The sequence below is a fragment of the Grimontia hollisae CIP 101886 genome (assembly GCF_000176515.1).
Taxonomy (GTDB): Bacteria; Pseudomonadota; Gammaproteobacteria; order Enterobacterales; family Vibrionaceae; genus Enterovibrio; species Enterovibrio hollisae.
On the sequence record NZ_ADAQ01000007.1, the window covers coordinates 51,508 to 66,556 of the forward strand.

The 15,049-nt window shown below is 47.8% G+C and carries 18 protein-coding genes; 10 read left to right on the forward strand and 8 right to left on the reverse strand.

The window, feature by feature from the left end:
* The first annotated feature begins 109 nt into the window (after positions 1-109).
* Positions 110-1,288: a CNNM domain-containing protein gene (locus VHA_RS01425; protein ID WP_005501112.1), complete on the forward strand. Its 1,179-nt coding sequence runs from the start codon at positions 110-112 to the stop codon at positions 1,286-1,288.
* A 59-nt stretch (positions 1,289-1,347) separates the two neighbouring features.
* Here VHA_RS01425 and VHA_RS01430 read toward each other — a convergent pair whose 3' ends face one another.
* Positions 1,348-1,935, reverse strand: coding sequence for a YjaG family protein (locus tag VHA_RS01430; RefSeq protein ID WP_005501119.1), 588 nt, complete (start codon positions 1,933-1,935; stop codon positions 1,348-1,350).
* Between the two features lie 93 nt (positions 1,936-2,028).
* On the opposite strand from VHA_RS01430, the gene VHA_RS01435 reads away from it, so the two are divergent.
* Positions 2,029-2,934: a D-2-hydroxyacid dehydrogenase gene (locus VHA_RS01435; RefSeq protein ID WP_005501120.1), complete on the forward strand. Its 906-nt coding sequence runs from the start codon at positions 2,029-2,031 to the stop codon at positions 2,932-2,934.
* On the forward strand, positions 2,934-3,518 hold the full coding sequence (locus tag VHA_RS01440; protein WP_005501121.1) for a uracil-DNA glycosylase family protein: 585 nt from the start codon (positions 2,934-2,936) through the stop codon (positions 3,516-3,518). The genes VHA_RS01435 and VHA_RS01440 overlap by 1 nt, the downstream gene beginning before the upstream one ends.
* A 179-nt stretch (positions 3,519-3,697) precedes the next feature.
* Here VHA_RS01440 and hemE read toward each other — a convergent pair whose 3' ends face one another.
* The 4 genes from hemE to VHA_RS01465 all read right to left on the reverse strand — a co-directional run bounded on the left by hemE (position 3,698) and on the right by VHA_RS01465 (position 7,210).
* Entirely contained in the window at positions 3,698-4,762 is a 1,065-nt protein-coding gene (gene hemE / locus VHA_RS01445) for a uroporphyrinogen decarboxylase (protein ID WP_005501122.1), read from the reverse strand.
* A gap of 370 nt (positions 4,763-5,132) precedes the next feature.
* On the reverse strand, positions 5,133-6,173 hold the full coding sequence (locus tag VHA_RS01455) for a phage integrase (protein WP_005501123.1): 1,041 nt from the start codon (positions 6,171-6,173) through the stop codon (positions 5,133-5,135).
* A 3-nt stretch (positions 6,174-6,176) separates the two neighbouring features.
* A complete protein-coding gene (locus VHA_RS01460) occupies positions 6,177-6,611 on the reverse strand; it encodes a hypothetical protein (protein WP_040527968.1) in 435 nt (144 codons plus the stop codon).
* The gene (locus VHA_RS01465; protein ID WP_040527970.1) at positions 6,608-7,210 is read right to left on the reverse strand and encodes a phage repressor protein CI; all 603 of its coding nucleotides are present in this window, start codon (positions 7,208-7,210) and stop codon (positions 6,608-6,610) included. The genes VHA_RS01460 and VHA_RS01465 overlap by 4 nt, the downstream gene beginning before the upstream one ends.
* A gap of 210 nt (positions 7,211-7,420) precedes the next feature.
* Here VHA_RS01465 and VHA_RS01470 point away from each other — a divergent pair, with 210 nt between their 5' ends.
* The 7 genes from VHA_RS01470 (at position 7,421) to VHA_RS01500 (ending at position 12,120) form a co-directional block, all read left to right on the forward strand.
* Positions 7,421-7,621: a hypothetical protein gene (locus VHA_RS01470; protein WP_005501125.1), complete on the forward strand. Its 201-nt coding sequence runs from the start codon at positions 7,421-7,423 to the stop codon at positions 7,619-7,621.
* 113 nt (positions 7,622-7,734) lie between these two features.
* Entirely contained in the window at positions 7,735-8,274 is a 540-nt protein-coding gene (locus VHA_RS01475) for a phage regulatory CII family protein (RefSeq protein WP_005501126.1), read from the forward strand.
* An 11-nt stretch (positions 8,275-8,285) separates the two neighbouring features.
* Positions 8,286-8,654, forward strand: a complete 369-nt coding sequence (locus tag VHA_RS01480) for a hypothetical protein (RefSeq protein WP_005501127.1) — start codon at positions 8,286-8,288, stop codon at positions 8,652-8,654.
* A 61-nt stretch (positions 8,655-8,715) separates the two neighbouring features.
* Entirely contained in the window at positions 8,716-8,994 is a 279-nt protein-coding gene (locus VHA_RS01485; RefSeq protein WP_005501128.1) for a hypothetical protein, read from the forward strand.
* Positions 8,991-9,221: a hypothetical protein gene (locus VHA_RS01490; RefSeq protein ID WP_005501129.1), complete on the forward strand. Its 231-nt coding sequence runs from the start codon at positions 8,991-8,993 to the stop codon at positions 9,219-9,221. Before VHA_RS01485 ends, VHA_RS01490 begins: the two co-directional genes overlap by 4 nt.
* Positions 9,218-11,527, forward strand: a complete 2,310-nt coding sequence (locus VHA_RS18370) for a rolling circle replication-associated protein (RefSeq protein WP_005501130.1) — start codon at positions 9,218-9,220, stop codon at positions 11,525-11,527. The genes VHA_RS01490 and VHA_RS18370 overlap by 4 nt, the downstream gene beginning before the upstream one ends.
* Complete coding sequence (locus VHA_RS01500) at positions 11,524-12,120, forward strand: 3'-5' exonuclease (RefSeq protein ID WP_005501131.1); 597 nt, start codon at positions 11,524-11,526, stop codon at positions 12,118-12,120. Before VHA_RS18370 ends, VHA_RS01500 begins: the two co-directional genes overlap by 4 nt.
* A gap of 296 nt (positions 12,121-12,416) precedes the next feature.
* Here VHA_RS01500 and VHA_RS18520 read toward each other — a convergent pair whose 3' ends face one another.
* From VHA_RS18520 to VHA_RS01515, 3 genes are all read right to left on the reverse strand, one after another.
* Complete coding sequence (locus VHA_RS18520) at positions 12,417-12,863, reverse strand: ogr/Delta-like zinc finger family protein (RefSeq protein ID WP_081455977.1); 447 nt, start codon at positions 12,861-12,863, stop codon at positions 12,417-12,419.
* Between the two features lie 328 nt (positions 12,864-13,191).
* The gene (locus VHA_RS01510) at positions 13,192-14,253 is read right to left on the reverse strand and encodes an ATP-binding protein (protein WP_005501133.1); all 1,062 of its coding nucleotides are present in this window, start codon (positions 14,251-14,253) and stop codon (positions 13,192-13,194) included.
* Complete coding sequence (locus tag VHA_RS01515; protein WP_005501135.1) at positions 14,243-15,001, reverse strand: response regulator transcription factor; 759 nt, start codon at positions 14,999-15,001, stop codon at positions 14,243-14,245. The genes VHA_RS01510 and VHA_RS01515 overlap by 11 nt, the downstream gene beginning before the upstream one ends.
* Between the last annotated feature and the right edge of the window lie 48 nt (positions 15,002-15,049).

The following is a 15,049-nucleotide window of genomic DNA, read 5'->3' on the forward strand; positions in this document are numbered from 1 at the left end:
CTCACAAAATATGGGGTATATTTTCGCTCCAACTCTTGTATTTACTGCGCTCAGACCCGATCTTTCACGCTAGTATTAGTCCTGTTTATTACATTCACGCTGGAAAACAATGATCCTGCTAATCATGTTTGTGGCACTGTCTATCGGTGTCTCATTTATCTGTTCGGTACTCGAAGCCGTGCTTTTGAGTATTACCCCGAGTTATCTCGCCCAAATGCGACAGCAAGGTCACCCTGCTGCAGGCCGTCTCTCCACACTGAAAGAGGACATTGACCGTCCTTTGGCCTCCATCCTGACCCTGAACACCATTGCCCATACCGTGGGTGCGGCAGCATCCGGTGCGCAGGCCGCCAAAGTGTTTGGTGATGCCTGGCTGGGCGTGTTCTCTGGTGTCCTGACCTTGGCAATACTGGTGCTGTCAGAAATTGTGCCGAAAACCATCGGTGCAACCTACTGGCGTCAGTTAGCACCAAGTGCGGCCACCATCCTTCGCTGGATGGTATGGGCGTTGACCCCGTTTGTCTGGGCATCAGAACAATTAACCCGCCGGCTGGCACACGGTAAAGAGCAACCCAAGCTACGTGATGAAATCTCTGCCATGGCAATGCTGGCAAAAGAAAGTGGCGAACTGGCGGATGATGAATCCACCATGCTGACCAACCTGCTGAACCTGCGTGACGTGCCAGTGACAAAGCTGATGACACCACGTCCGGTACTGTTCCGTGTTGATTCAACCATGACCATCGAAGATTTCCTTCGTGAGCACCACGACACGCCGTTCTCCCGTCCTCTGATCTATGTTGAATCTCGCGATAACATCATGGGCTTTGTGCACCGCCTTGAGCTGTTCTCTGCGAGCCAGCACGGTAAGGGCAAAAAGCAGCTGGGCACCCTGATGCGTCCTATTCCCGTGGTTCTCGATTCCACTGTTGTCACAAAAGCGTTTGACCGACTGATGGCACAACGCTCACAACTGGCATTGATTGTGGATGAATATGGTGATGTTCAGGGCATCATCACCCTGGAAGATATCTTCGAACATCTGGTGGGCAAAGAAATTCTCGATGAGGCTGACACCACCTCAAACATGCAAGCTCTGGCTCAAGAGCGCTGGGAAGACTGGAAAGAAACCCACGGCGTGATTGAGAGTAAAGATGACGACGAAGACGAGGCAGTGAAAGCGGCAGACGTCGAAAAAGCGGTAACCGGGGAAGCCAGCTCTCAGGAAACGCCAGAGAAAAACGAGAGTGCACCTGACATGCCAAATGACGAAAAAGCACAGAAGTAAGAACAGCAAAACGGGCCATCACCAAGCCCGTTTTTATTCCGTTCATCTGCGTAGTAGCTTTAAATCGACAGCCCCAAATTACTGATCCCTTCTTCGCGCAGTTCGTTTCGGATACCACGGATCATTTCCACATCACGCTCTTTAGCTTCTCTCAGTGCACGGAAGATAGCCCACTGCACATCCCACTCCGCACACACGGATTCCACTTCTTTCTGGTTTTCATTGGTCACTTCAATGCCGGTTTGCGCTTCTTCCAGTTGCGCTACGCTTGCCACGGATTGTTGGCTGATTTTCAGTACAGACTCCATCATAAGATCGCGGTCAAGCAGGGTGTGGATCAAGGTCGACATCGCCACACAGGCATCAATCGCCGGATAGACCAGATAGAGGTCAAATTCCTCGGTGGTCGGGATCAGCGCTTCAAGCTTTTCCAGTTGACGCTCAAAATTGATCTTGGCGTTTTTGACTGTCAACACTTCCCATACCGCGTCCAGTAACTGACGGAAAGCGTGCGGATCGGCAAACGCCGTTTGCTGGCAAAACGCCGCATAATTGGGGTACATGCGCTCCACCAGCGCCGCCATAAAAGTGATATGCTGCCAGGAGTCGAGTTTTTCGAGTCGCAGCTGGATCGGATTTTGTAACATGGTCTGCCGTCTACAGTGATTGCCGGCGGACTACGCCGGAATGAAATTTCGCGCAAGTTTACTTGATAACTGCCATGTAAAAAAGGAACAGATGTGAACCAACTTTATCTTTGCTCCGCGCAGCAGAAACGCTATCTGGCGCTGCTTGAGGATGCCGCCTTGCCGGATCTGGTCCTCACTGACGATGTAGAAAAAGCCAACATTATTCTGGCCGATCCCCCAAAACTGGCTCCCAAGCTGGAAAACGCACGTAATCTCACGTGGCTGCAATCTACTTTTGCTGGCTGTGACGTCTTGCTCGCCAAACCAAAAACCGACTACTTGTTGACCAATGTACGGGGTATTTTCGGCCCCTTGATGTCAGAATATGTGTTCGGACAGCTTCTGGCACTCACCCGCCACTTTCCCCAATACCTTGATGCACAACACAAACAACAGTGGTCCCCCATTCCCTATCAGGGACTGGCGGGCAAATGCATGGTGATTCTGGGCACAGGGTCAATCGGCGCACACCTGGCCTCCACCGCCCGCCACTTTGGCATGAAAGTCATTGGGGTCAATCGCTCTGGTCATCCTGTGGCACCGTTTGATGAGGTGGTGACAACAGCACAGCTGACATCTGTTCTGTCCACGGCAGATGTCATTGTTTCGGTATTGCCTTCCACACCGGATACCAAAGGCTTACTCAGCCAACATACCCTGTCAGCCTGCAACCAGGCGGTTTTATTTAACGTTGGGCGCGGCTCGGTACTGGAAGAAGAAGATCTGCTGAAAGCGATTGAGCAAGGGCATATCCGTCATGCGGTACTGGATGTGTTCACGCACGAACCGCTTGATGCCGCGCATCCTTTCTGGAAACATCCTTCTATTACCGTTACGCCACATATCTCTGCCGAAAGCGTCCCTGAGCAGGTGTTTGGCATCTTCGTGGAAAACTACAAACGCTGGCAGAACGGTGAGCCACTGAACTTTGTGATGGATTTTTCACTGGGGTACTGATGACAGACAAGCCACTTGCCTTGTTGCTGGACAGGGTCCGTGATTGCAACCACTGCCGCGCGCACTTGCCTTTAGGCCCACGTCCGGTGGTACAGGCCGCACCCTCAGCAAGATTGCTGATTATCGGTCAGGCACCGGGCACACGGGTGCATAAAACCGGTATTCCGTGGAATGATCCCAGCGGCGATCGTCTGCGCGAATGGCTACAAATGGAGAAGGAAACATTCTACAACCCAGAGCAGGTAGCCATTATGCCTATGGGGTTTTGTTATCCGGGCCGCGGCCATTCCGGTGACCTGCCACCGAGACCCGAATGTGCACCGATGTGGCATCCACTGATTACCGCCCAGCTGCCTGACATCCAGCTCACCCTGTTGATTGGCGATTATGCGCAGCGTTATTACTTAAAAGACAAACCCAAAACCCTGACCGAAACGGTGAAAGCCAACGTCTGCTGGTCACCGGAATTTATAGCACTGCCCCATCCCTCTCCCCGCAATAATCTCTGGCTCAGGAAGAATCCATGGTTCGATGCGGAAATCCTGCCGATGCTAAGAAACCGCATTGATCAGCTTTTTGTCTAATAAACAGCTTTTTGATACACGAACTTTATCAATCCAAAGCAAGCCAGAAATAATTCATTGTTTATTAAACAGTTTAATGGAATGTTCAGCTTTTTAAGCAAAATTCCCGACGAACCTTGTACAGCATAGGAGAAAGAAAAAGGCCAGCAAACGCTGGCCCTGACAGTGAAGGAATTCGATTATTGGTGGTACGGTTTGGAAAGCTCGTGTACCGCATCGACAAACACACCTGCGTTTTCAGGCGGCACGTCCAGATGAATGCCGTGACCCAGGTTGAATACATGGCCAGAACCATTACCGAAACCTTCAAGAATGGTGGCCACTTCCTGACGGATACGCGCCGGTGAGGCATACAGCATCGATGGGTCCATGTTGCCTTGCAGCGCCACTTTATCGCCGATACGGCGCTTGGCGTCTGCCATGTCAACGGTCCAGTCCAGACCCACACCATCACAACCGGTTGCCGCGATTTTCTCCAGCCACATACCGCCGTTTTTGGTAAACAGGGTCACGGGCACGCAGCGGCCTTCATTTTCACGAATAAGGCCATCAACAATCTTATGCATGTACTGCAATGAAAAGTCGTTGTAGTCGCGTGGCGTCAATACACCGCCCCAGGTATCAAATACCATTACCGATTGCGCGCCCGCTTTGATTTGCGCATTCAGGTATTCAATCACGCTGTCTGCCAGCTTATCCAGCAACAGATGCAGGGTTTGTGGATCGGCGTACATCATCTTTTTGATTTTGGTAAAGGCTTTCGAGCTGCCGCCTTCTACCATGTATGTCGCCAACGTCCATGGGCTACCGGAAAAGCCGATCAGCGGCACTTTGCCCTCCAGCCCTTTACGGATAGTACGCACGGCATTCATCACGTATTGCAGTTCACCTTCCGGATCCGGCAGACCGATTTTTTCCACGTCAGCCTTACAAGTGATTGGGCGCTCGAATTTCGGGCCTTCACCGGCTTCGAAATATAAGCCCAGGCCCATCGCATCGGGGACAGTCAGGATATCGGAGAACAGGATAGCTGCATCCAGATCATAGCGGCGCAGCGGCTGTAAGGTGACTTCACACGCCAGCTCGGCATTTTTGCACAATGACATAAAGTCGCCAGCTTCCGCGCGGGTTGCCTTATACTCAGGCAGGTAGCGGCCAGCCTGACGCATCATCCATACCGGGGTGTAATCTACCGGCTCTTTTAACAACGCGCGCAAATAACGGTCATTCTTTAATTCTGTCATTGTCTATATCCTGCAAATAGGTTAACGCTATTGTACCACCCTCTAAGGACAACAAAAGACACCCTTTGTGGAGGCGATCAAAAATATCATCTCCAGTGATACCGTCTATTTGCCGGAAAATTAATGACATGTTAAAAAACACATAAATAACAAAATGTCTGACAGACACTACCCATAATCGCATCTTACCCGCCTCCCTACGGCGGGCTTTTTTTTGGAAGCGCGAAAACACTGGCTTTACCGCGTATTTACTGGGCTTAGGGCGAATCAGCCAAAACCCTCGAATTACGAATTCATGCACATATTACGGCATATTCTCAATGTTCACCGCCATTTTATCGCCACTCAAATCGAGCGAAAAACAAGGGTGTTAGTCAATTGTGATCATGGTTGCCAGTGGGTTCAGGGTTACAGCTTGTTGCAAATGATCGGGTGCGAAGTGGGCATATTTCATGGTCATTTGAATATTAGCATGACCCAAAATGCGCTGAAGGGTGAGTATATCGCCGCCATGCTGCATGAAGTGGCTGGCGAAAGTGTGGCGGAAAACGTGCGTCTTCTGGCCGTCCGGTAAGCGTGGGAACCATTTAGCCAACCGCTTTTCCAGCATCTTGCGCACTGGCTGAACAGGCAGGCCGTGTTCTTCATCGTAGCGAATCAGCTCCAAATACAACTCTTCACTGATTGGCACCGTTCGGTTTTGCTTGGTCTTGGTTTTGGTGAACGTGACTTTAAACTGTGAAACCTGCGAGCGGGTTAAGTTCTCAATCTCTGAAATCCGTGCGCCGGTTGCCAAGCACAATTTGCACACCAGAAGATAAGAGGCTTTGTATGTGGCCTTTTCAAAACTGCCAAGCAATAGCCGGATTTCATCTTCAGTCAGATACGTCATTTCGGCTTGGTCGCTTGCCAGTTTCTTCACACTTGCCAACGGGTTTGGCAAGTGCCATTCGTCAGCGCTGATCAGGAAATTAAACACCCCTTTCAGCAATGCCAGGTCAACATTGTGCGTGGCAGCAGCGGCCTGCTTATCTTTACCGTGTTGTGCAGCGTAGCGATTTACGCGAAGTGATCGCCAGTGAAGGAAGTTTTTTGCTGTGAAGTCACGCGCCAGCGGGTTGCCTAATTCATCAATGGCCTGATGCAAGCGGTTCAAACTTTTGGCCCCACTGGTTAAGTGTTGGCCGTGAAGCCGAAACCATAAATCAGCAAGTTGTCTCAATGTGCGGGATTCTGTTTTTTGGCCTAACCACGGTTTGGCGTTCGCTTCCTCCATGGTGTAGCGTTCAAAAGAAAGCGCCTCGCCTTTGGTGGCAAAGCGCTTGCGAACACGTTTACCCTTGGAGCCCTGCGGATAACACTCACAAATCCAAGGCAATTTGCTGCCGTCTTTTAGGCTTCGAACTGACATAAACTACATACTCGCAGCTTGTTCAGGGCATTCCTTCGCAAAAAGCTCCCCAGCGTCCTTAGCAAACTGCCAATGCAAAGAGATGTCAGCTTTGTACTTGTCCCCGTATCTTAATGTTGACTGAATACTTTGGGCGATCAGTGGAATTCGGCCAAAGAAATCACTCTTCACGGCAAAAAGAACAGGGTTGCTATAGTTCGCTGCCGGAAAGGGAGAACGGCCAAAAGTAGCATTAAGCCGATCATACTCCGGAGTGAGGTAGCCGACCCGCCAAGAGGCGAAGTCTTTGTAGTCTATTTGCTGAGTGTATTTCGACACCGCCCCCGTTAATAACGGTGCGGATTCCGCGATGACCCGAGCGGAAGCCTCACAATCAGACATCACGTTGGCGCCAGCAAAAGCTGGGAAACAAAAGGCCGCAATCAGTAATCGTTTCATTGTTTCACCATACTCATCACCACTCGGCCAATTACCTTGATATCACCTTCGGCTACATCAATAAGCGATCCATCGAAATCAACAGAAAGCTTTTTACCAGGCAAGCGGCGGACTTTATTAATAGAGAAAACGCCATCAACATCAATTAGATAGTTGCCAGAAGTTGGGGATGTATCATTTGTGTTGATTAAGTAGCTGGATGAATCAGTGAAAAGAGCAATGCAGTTTTCACGGCTCAAGTTCCCGCCAAGATAAGACTTATCAAAAACGACAGGATCGAGTTCTGAAATGGCGCCATTTTCTAAGTGCTGAGCATTAAGCACTTCAGAAGAAGATAACTCTGAACCTTGTGCATAGGGCTCACCTTTCCCAAGCGCCAAGTATTCGATGTTCACGCCCTTCGCCAAACAAAGACGCAATATCAACTCGTAAGGGGTCAAGTTTCTTTGATGCCAAGTCGAGATAGTGCCTTTGGGTACACCAACCACGTCCGCTAACTGCAAGTCAGTTCCCACGCCAACGACCTCTTTTAACTTGTCTGTCAGCTCTCTACCACCAAGGTATTCAAAAGGAGGAATCTTCGGGGTAAGTCTTCCCATAACAAAAGTCCTTTCACTCAATAAAGGGAATTTGAAGACTCAAATTCCAGCAAATAACACTCAAAAAAGAGACGCGGGTTTGAAAAACAGACATAAACACATTGACAATCAACCAAAGGAAGACCTAGGATTCACTCAAATGAAGTTTACACTTCAATCCACACGCAAAAACAAACAATCAAACACAAAGTAACTCAAAAGGATAACACTATGTATTCACCAGCCATAGCGCCGCCCGCGCCCTTCGTCACAAAAAAGCGCTTTGCCGAAATGACAGGACAAAGCGTTCGCGCCATTGATGACCTTATCCAATCTGGCGAATTGCCAATCCTTCCAAAAAAAGCCAGAAACGCGACGGTTCTCATCAACCTTGTTGCCCTCTACAAACGCAGTGCAGAGCAAGCGGCATGAATTCGGCTAATCGCTCAAAAGAAAAGCTGCCGTTCGAAAAGTTACCTTTTTGGTATCACACCTTCGCAATTGCAGTTCTTTTCTTGCCTTATGTCCTCAATTGAGTATTTGTCATGGCTCAAAATAATCAAATAGACGGTTCACGTGAGAGTGTCCTGAAGGGATGGAAGTCTGGGTGTCATGCCTTTGCAGCACTGAGACTTTCCAGCCAGTTAGAGCGTGAATTGGGTTACGCAGCGGGCACCATCCGCAAGCGCATAAACCCCAATTACGACGACGCCAAACTGACTGTCGAGCAACTGATTGAAATCACCCATGCTTCCGGCCGACCAGAGCTTATCGAGGGTGTTTTGCAGAGCGTCAACTATGTTGGAGCCCCGCTGAAAGGTTCAGACCAGGAAGCGACACTGGCTGTTCAAGCGTTGAAAGCCAGCCAGTATTCCGGCGAATTAGCGCAAGTCGTTCTGCAAAACGCCAACGGCAGCCGCCTACCGCGTACCGAGCGTGACCGCATCAGAAACATTGCGAGTGCCGGTATTCGCAATTTTGTTTCTGTCATCAACACCATCGAATACAAAACCGCAGGGATACAGCCGCTTCTCGCCATGGGCGCAGATGTTGCCGCAGGCTTCCCCCTGCCCGGCATCACATAAGGAGAAACCCCATGAGCAACGCAGTCGCCCTAACAAGCACCCCGCATAACCTCAAACAGTTTGAGGCAATGGTAGAAGAAGCCGCCAACGCCCCAGTGCCGGCGGCGGAAAGCATTGCTGCAGCCAAAGCATTATTTACCAGTGGCTACAAACAAAGCCAGATAGCCATGGTTTACAACGGGTTAGATGAAAGAGCGCGCGGAATTATCCTGTTAACAGGCCGAGCAGACCACAACCTGCGCGATAAAAACTTCAACGAGCTGGACGACCTGACCCGCGAAAAAATACGCCGAGGCCTGACCGAGTTTTCAGGCGTCATTCGTCGCTTTAACAACGCCGTGGGCCACATCGAAAAAACACTGCCCTCCGATTTCCGTTAACAACAAGCAAGACGGTTGCCCCTCATGAGAGGACTTTTCGTCAGTTAAAAAGGTGAACACCATGGAAGAGCCGCAAGTGAAAGACCTGCAAGCTGCGATAGACGGACTGATTTGGCTGAGTGCAGAAAGCGTGGGAACCCGCTTTTTTGTCGATGTTTCGGTATGGGCCAGCCGCCAGGAAATGCAGGTGGAAATTGTAGACCTGCAGCAAGGTACAAGCGCTATCTACCTTGACACCACCCACGGCCAGACCTTCACGCCGGAAACCATCAACGCGATAGAAGACCGTTTGATAGAGAAGTTGGCAGACCTGAAGAAACCGCAGGAGATTGCAGCATGAATAATTTCCTTGCCATCTTCCTCAGCGCTGACGGCGCGATTGTGCGCCATGCTGACACCGCCGAAGTGATGAACATTCAACTGGGTGAATTCGAATCCAAAGACATCGCTATTCAACAAGCCATGCAGCAGTTGGACTGCCCCGAAAACGTCAACAACGTGCTCCTGAAAGGCCAAAACCAAGGTGGTTTTCTGGTGGTTGATGCGCAGGAGTTTGCATCAGTATGAAGTCCAGCTTCTTCACTCAACAAGAAATCAGGCAGTTCACCAACGCCGGGCCTGAAAAAATCGGCTCGGCGGAATTCTTTCGTGATGATCACTCAAACGATGAAACATTAAAGCGAGCTATCGGCTATCGCGAACCGTACCTACCACCCGAACTGGCCCCGCAGGGCAGCCGCGCAGCGGCTGGGGATAATAGCCTTGTCCAGTGGCGCAAAAGTCCGACAAGAGAGCAAATTGAAGCGCAACGCCTGGTTTTGGCCGCAGAGAAAGCCGATAAGGAGGCAAAACCAGCGAAAGAGCGCATTCGCAAGAAGCGTGAGCGGATCAGCAAGCTGGCTGCCATGGTGCGGAAACCACGCATGGGTGAAAACGCAACATTGCTCGCCCCGTTTGCCGCGCACGCATTCACAGGCATTGAACTGGACTGGAAAAAGAATCCGGTGAAATGTCTTCAGGCGCATGGTTTTGTGGTGAATGCCCCCGTGGTGGCAAAGCTGCAACACCGCGAATGGTCGAATGAATGGCGTATCCGTGTGGCTGCACAGATGCGCACATCAGACGCACCGCCAGCGCAAGCCGGTGATCGGTTTACTCACTACCTCACACAAGGAGCCGTTTCCAAAATCATCACATCCGGCGCTTACGTGCAGGTGCTGCGCGGTGGGTTTACTACATTCGCCACGCTCACATTCAGCGACGAACAGAAAGCACGGATCCTGAGCCCCAAACCGCAATCCAAAAACCGTATCAAGCCCGGTGTGGCAGGCACTGTTGTCGTGATGAATGCCATCGGGAAAGAGCCCAAGCGAGTGACCGCCGCGGGGGAATTTTCCTGGCTGGATGACATGGGCAAGGAAGGCGACTTAGCCGCCGTCAACCCTGCGGAGGTGAAGCACATCGGCGTTGATGAAAACGGCAACGATATTTTTGATGTGGGCGCCCCGTGTATTCGCGCCAGTGGGGTATACAGCAAAGTGCATGCTTTCACGCCGGATAGCTCAATCGGCAAGGAAGTCAGCCACTTTATCGACCTCGCACAGAAAACTTACCAGCGCGGTTGGGTTCCGACGTTTATGCCACGCCGCACCAGGCGCGGTGAGCCAAAGGAAAAGCAGGCGGGTGAAAACTGTGGGCGTCACATAGCAGCGGGTAAATTTACACCAATCCGCAGGGGTGATCAGAAAGACAAGATTAAACAGCACCCACGCTGGAAGCAGGTAAACGGGAAGTGGAAGAAAACCGCTGCGCCGCTTGATTACATTTGGGTGGCGGAAATGCCCGCGAATGAAGACGGTGTTCCCAATCCGCACGTTCACTTGTTGGTTCGCTGGGAAGTCCCGAAAACGCATTTCTTTGCCTGGGCTGGTCGTTTGGAAAAAATGTGGGGAAATGGCTTTGCAAATCTACAACGAATGCAAAACACGGGGGCAGGTGCAAGCTATCTGGTAAAAGCCGTGGGTTACACCGCCAAAGGCGGCAAAGAGAACCAGGGGATGATACGTGGCAACCGTTACGGCATCAGCAAAACCGCCCGCGCCGAAGGGTTCGAAGACATCATGACGTGGCAAGCCGACAACATGGCCGCCATCATCGCTGAGTGTGAAGAAAAGCTGGCGCGTACCAATGCACACCACGACACCACCGCCGTTCGTGCACAAGTCAAACTCAAGCAACAGAAGAAAATTCACCAAATCACCAAAAACAGCAAGAAGCTGACCGAAGAAGAACGGGAACAGCGCATCGAAAAAATCAAAGCCAAGATGGTGGCACTGGATGAGGAAATTCGCGCAGCGTATGAGGCGAAGCGCGAGCGCGGCGTGTTTGCTGCTGGCCATTGGCAAATCACGTTTACGGGCCCAAACGCAACCACCCATCTGGATAACTTTCTAGGCTGGGCGGTAAACAATCGCCAGTGGCAGGCCAACGCCAGAAACGATTACATCAAGCGTGAACTGGAACAGGCAAAGGAAGAAACCATCATCAACATGCAGCGCGAATATAAGGCGATTGAAAACGATGAAAACCCAACAGACGCGCAAATTGCCAGGTTGGAATACCTGCACCATCAGCTTGAAAACGTGCAGCAGGAAATAGACTACCAGCGCCGGTTAAGAATTCAGCTCGCCAACAACCTGAGGCAAGAGCGTTCGAAATGGAGAAAATTCAATATAACGAAAGCAGAGCGGCGAACCAGCATTGATTGGTGGGCGTCATACCTCAATCGGTATGATCCGCCAGAGCAAACGTGTATGAATCAACTGCTGACCGACATGCACATGGAAGACTTGAGAATGAGGTACAAGGCATGAAAAAAGGCAGAGAGCAACTGACCAACACCGAGAAATTCAAAGCCTTCATGCGTGACGTTCTGGCGAATGCAATCACCATCGATACCGAAACCACTGGCCTTGGCGAAGATGCGGAAATCTGCGAATTTGCTGCCATTGATGGGCGCGGTAACGTGTTAATCAACACTCTGATTAAGCCAAGTAAACCTATTCCCGCTGAAGCCACCGCCATTCATGGCATCACCAATGACATGGTAGAAACGGCACCAACCTGGCTGGAAGTAGAAGGCATGATTGCCGGGTTGCTTGTCAGCCGTCCGGTGGCGATTTACAACGCGGAATATGACATCCGTGTAATCTGGCAAACCAGCATGATTTCCCACGGAAAAGACCGTGCAGTACCAGATGAACTGGAACGCAGCATTAACGCTACCTGCATCATGCTTGAATACGCCGAATACCGTGGCGAATGGTGTGACTCTCGCCATCAATACCGCTGGCATAAACTGACCGCAGCGGCTGCCCATGAAGGCGTGACGGTGGAAGAAAACGCGCACCGCGCATTGGCTGATTGTCGCATGACATTGGGCCTTATCAAGGCAATGGCAGCATAAAAGCAAAAACTGGAAATAACGCGAGTGATTATGCGTAAATATGCGTATTTTCGATGTTATTTGGAAGGCATATAACATGTATTCACTTCACAGTATCGAGGCAATCATTGTGAAGTGTGCTCGACATATCTGCCCATCCTTATATACTGTTTATGCATACAGTGTTTTGGGGTGGGAGATGTCAATAAATCACAGCGAAGCAATCGCTTGGCTTATTAGCCGTGCAGCCGAAAACACCGCGAATCAGGAAGATAACACGGTGTTGCCATACTTACTTGAATTAGTGGAGGCAGACATTAAAACAGGGCAAGTTGTTGCTGAAGCGTCTGACGAATAGACGGCGTAACAGAGCGGATCAGCGCTATCGCCAGTTCATTGGTGGTCAGCGCTGAAGGAGAAAGGGTATAGGCATACGCGCGGCACATTACAAACCGATGACCGCAAGAACACTGGCAGTAAATATCACTCACATTGGCAGAAAGACGGTTAGTTTTTTGAATAGTCGCCCGTTTACCACACCCACAATAAATGCGTGTGCCCTGCACGTAAGCACTTAGAGATAAGCCAGCAGGAAAGTTCGTTGGTAACTGTAAGGCATGTTTAAACCCGAGTGATGCCACAAACGAATGGCCGCACTCGGGTTTTTTACATGAGCAGAATAATTCTGCAGCATTGGGGTTTTGTTTGTTCCGTTCGCTGCGGCTAACTACCGCACCCGCACCACATGAGCAATCCACACGCATTGCACTTTCCCTTACTTACTGGCCGACCTGATAATAGTACGGGAATAGCTGGTTGTTTGTACAGTTTTTGTAGTTGGTAGCGAGGCTGGATTAATTGACAATCACTACAAATAGCAAATCCGGCACTGCATGCGACACGGCCCAAGATTTTCAGCAAAAAATAGAACATTCACTAAACCATTTGATGTATCAACTCGAGGCTTATAAAGGGGAGCTTTGTCTTCAATAGTAAAAGAATTTTCAGTGTGACAATTTTATTTCTCTATATTAGAAGTAAAGCAGGAGAATTTAGCACTCTCCTTTAGTTAACACTATGGGTTTCTGAAAATTAGATCTCCAAATTACTTGTTGAAATTTTCAAATAAAAGAGATTTTCAGCTTGAGGATTACCATTGTACTCATAGGCTAGCTTCATACTTTTCGCGCCTATTTCAAATTTATGAGCATCCGCTACAATCTTAGACACATACAAACCAAGGCCTTTGCCATCATGATGTACTTGTTTAGCCCAGGGAGTTCGATAGCCTCGTTCAAACAATCTTGATAACTGCTGTTCTGAAATATAATTTCCTGTTGAAATAAAGTTTATTAATAATTGATTAGAAAACTCTTCAAACCGAACTTTTATTTCATTACTTGATGAGTATTTTATAGCATTTTGAATAAAAGACATAGGTATAATCTTAAAAGACTCAAAAACATCATAGTGTTTTTCAACCACTCCACTAATTCTTATTTTTTTATTGAACGAACTACCCTCTGAATGTTCCACAACTCTGACTATCTTATCTATCATTCGATAGATGTCTGTAGATCTTCTTCTTCCATACTTAGCTGCATTAGGGTTAAAATAAATCCCCGCAGTTTCTAATGAGTCTTTCAACATAACAGAAGATTTATATAAACTTTTTATATCATTAGGTGCATTTTTTTCTGCTTCTTTAATATTAGCACCATGCTTCTTTAATATCTTGAATGAGTAATGATGTATTTGATCACACCATTTTGTAACCTCATGAAACTTATCAAAGTCTTGACTGGCTTTCTTAAAAACTGATTCTTCTAGCTCTTTACTAAAAAGACTAACATAATTAAACCATTCACTAGCATGTAATAAGTTTACATTTCTACCTCGATACTTTCTGGTCAATTTTGCATTGTCAGATATAACCTCGACGATTGCTAAATTAACACCTGAAACTGACTTTAAGTAGTGGGTAAAACCATGCTGACACTTTATAACTTCCATTTCTGTCGTGTAATTACCAACATGGCATTCTTTTGTGCATACACCATTTCTCCTGATCTTATTACCATCAATAATAGTATTATCTACAGAGATCGGGAAATTATGATTTATAAGTCCATTTTTAAAAAAATCACGAATCATAATTAATTCTTCCCAAAATCATTTTTGCTAAACTTGATATACTCTCTGAATATATATGATTAGTATTTTTATGAATAATTTCTCGCAGAGAATCAAAATTCATATCTCCTGAAAAATATTTGATTAATGATTTATTGATCAATTTCTGTTGCTTTGATTCTGAGCAGACCACCATTTCATATAATTTATTAGCCATCACATCTATATCAATATTATTTTTCACTAAATCATTAATTATTCGCTCAATTTCTGATTCTTCTATGGGCTTATTTAGAACATCATCTGAGTTCTCAAAAAAACCATTTAAGCTTAGTTGATATTTACCAGACGACACAGCAATGACTACGATATTTGATTTGGTTCTTTTTATTAAATTAAGAAGCTTGGCTCCACCTGTTTCAAAATCCTCTTTGACAACACCTTTAACATCAAGAAAAATAATGTCAAATGACAATAATCTATCTACATCTGCGAGAGATATAGACTCATAAGTCGAAACTGTATACCCAAGCTTCTTCATATATTCAATAGGGAAGTCATTCAGCTCGTCATCAACGATAGCAATTTTATACTTTTTCCTTATATCTAAAGAATGTAAATATGATTTAACATCAATTGGCTCTCTGAGTTTTATGAGCTTTTTTTTGAAAAATTTGAATACCGTAACGCATGCACTTACAATTCCTACTAAAGCAGAAAGAAAGCCAATTGGAGTATTAAGTTGATCAATGATTTTATCTATTTCCATGAAATTCTCTTTATTAAATATGTTACTATAACAATATTCAAATTCAAT

Bases quoted from the DNA above. Each gene is read 5' to 3' on its own strand.
- VHA_RS01425 (WP_005501112.1), top strand. From the start codon at position 110: ATGATCCTGCTAATCATGTTTGTGGCACTGTCTATCGGTGTCTCATTT.
- VHA_RS01430 (WP_005501119.1), bottom strand. From the start codon at position 1,935: ATGTTACAAAATCCGATCCAGCTGCGACTCGAAAAACTCGACTCCTGG.
- VHA_RS01440 (WP_005501121.1), top strand. From the start codon at position 2,934: ATGACAGACAAGCCACTTGCCTTGTTGCTGGACAGGGTCCGTGATTGC.
- hemE (WP_005501122.1), bottom strand. From the start codon at position 4,762: ATGACAGAATTAAAGAATGACCGTTATTTGCGCGCGTTGTTAAAAGAG.
- VHA_RS01455 (WP_005501123.1), bottom strand. From the start codon at position 6,173: ATGTCAGTTCGAAGCCTAAAAGACGGCAGCAAATTGCCTTGGATTTGT.
- VHA_RS01460 (WP_040527968.1), bottom strand. From the start codon at position 6,611: ATGAAACGATTACTGATTGCGGCCTTTTGTTTCCCAGCTTTTGCTGGC.
- VHA_RS01465 (WP_040527970.1), bottom strand. From the start codon at position 7,210: ATGGGAAGACTTACCCCGAAGATTCCTCCTTTTGAATACCTTGGTGGT.
- VHA_RS01470 (WP_005501125.1), top strand. From the start codon at position 7,421: ATGTATTCACCAGCCATAGCGCCGCCCGCGCCCTTCGTCACAAAAAAG.
- VHA_RS01475 (WP_005501126.1), top strand. From the start codon at position 7,735: ATGGCTCAAAATAATCAAATAGACGGTTCACGTGAGAGTGTCCTGAAG.
- VHA_RS01480 (WP_005501127.1), top strand. From the start codon at position 8,286: ATGAGCAACGCAGTCGCCCTAACAAGCACCCCGCATAACCTCAAACAG.
- VHA_RS01485 (WP_005501128.1), top strand. From the start codon at position 8,716: ATGGAAGAGCCGCAAGTGAAAGACCTGCAAGCTGCGATAGACGGACTG.
- VHA_RS01490 (WP_005501129.1), top strand. From the start codon at position 8,991: ATGAATAATTTCCTTGCCATCTTCCTCAGCGCTGACGGCGCGATTGTG.
- VHA_RS18370 (WP_005501130.1), top strand. From the start codon at position 9,218: ATGAAGTCCAGCTTCTTCACTCAACAAGAAATCAGGCAGTTCACCAAC.
- VHA_RS01500 (WP_005501131.1), top strand. From the start codon at position 11,524: ATGAAAAAAGGCAGAGAGCAACTGACCAACACCGAGAAATTCAAAGCC.
- VHA_RS18520 (WP_081455977.1), bottom strand. From the start codon at position 12,863: ATGCGTGTGGATTGCTCATGTGGTGCGGGTGCGGTAGTTAGCCGCAGC.
- VHA_RS01510 (WP_005501133.1), bottom strand. From the start codon at position 14,253: ATGATTCGTGATTTTTTTAAAAATGGACTTATAAATCATAATTTCCCG.
- VHA_RS01515 (WP_005501135.1), bottom strand. From the start codon at position 15,001: ATGGAAATAGATAAAATCATTGATCAACTTAATACTCCAATTGGCTTT.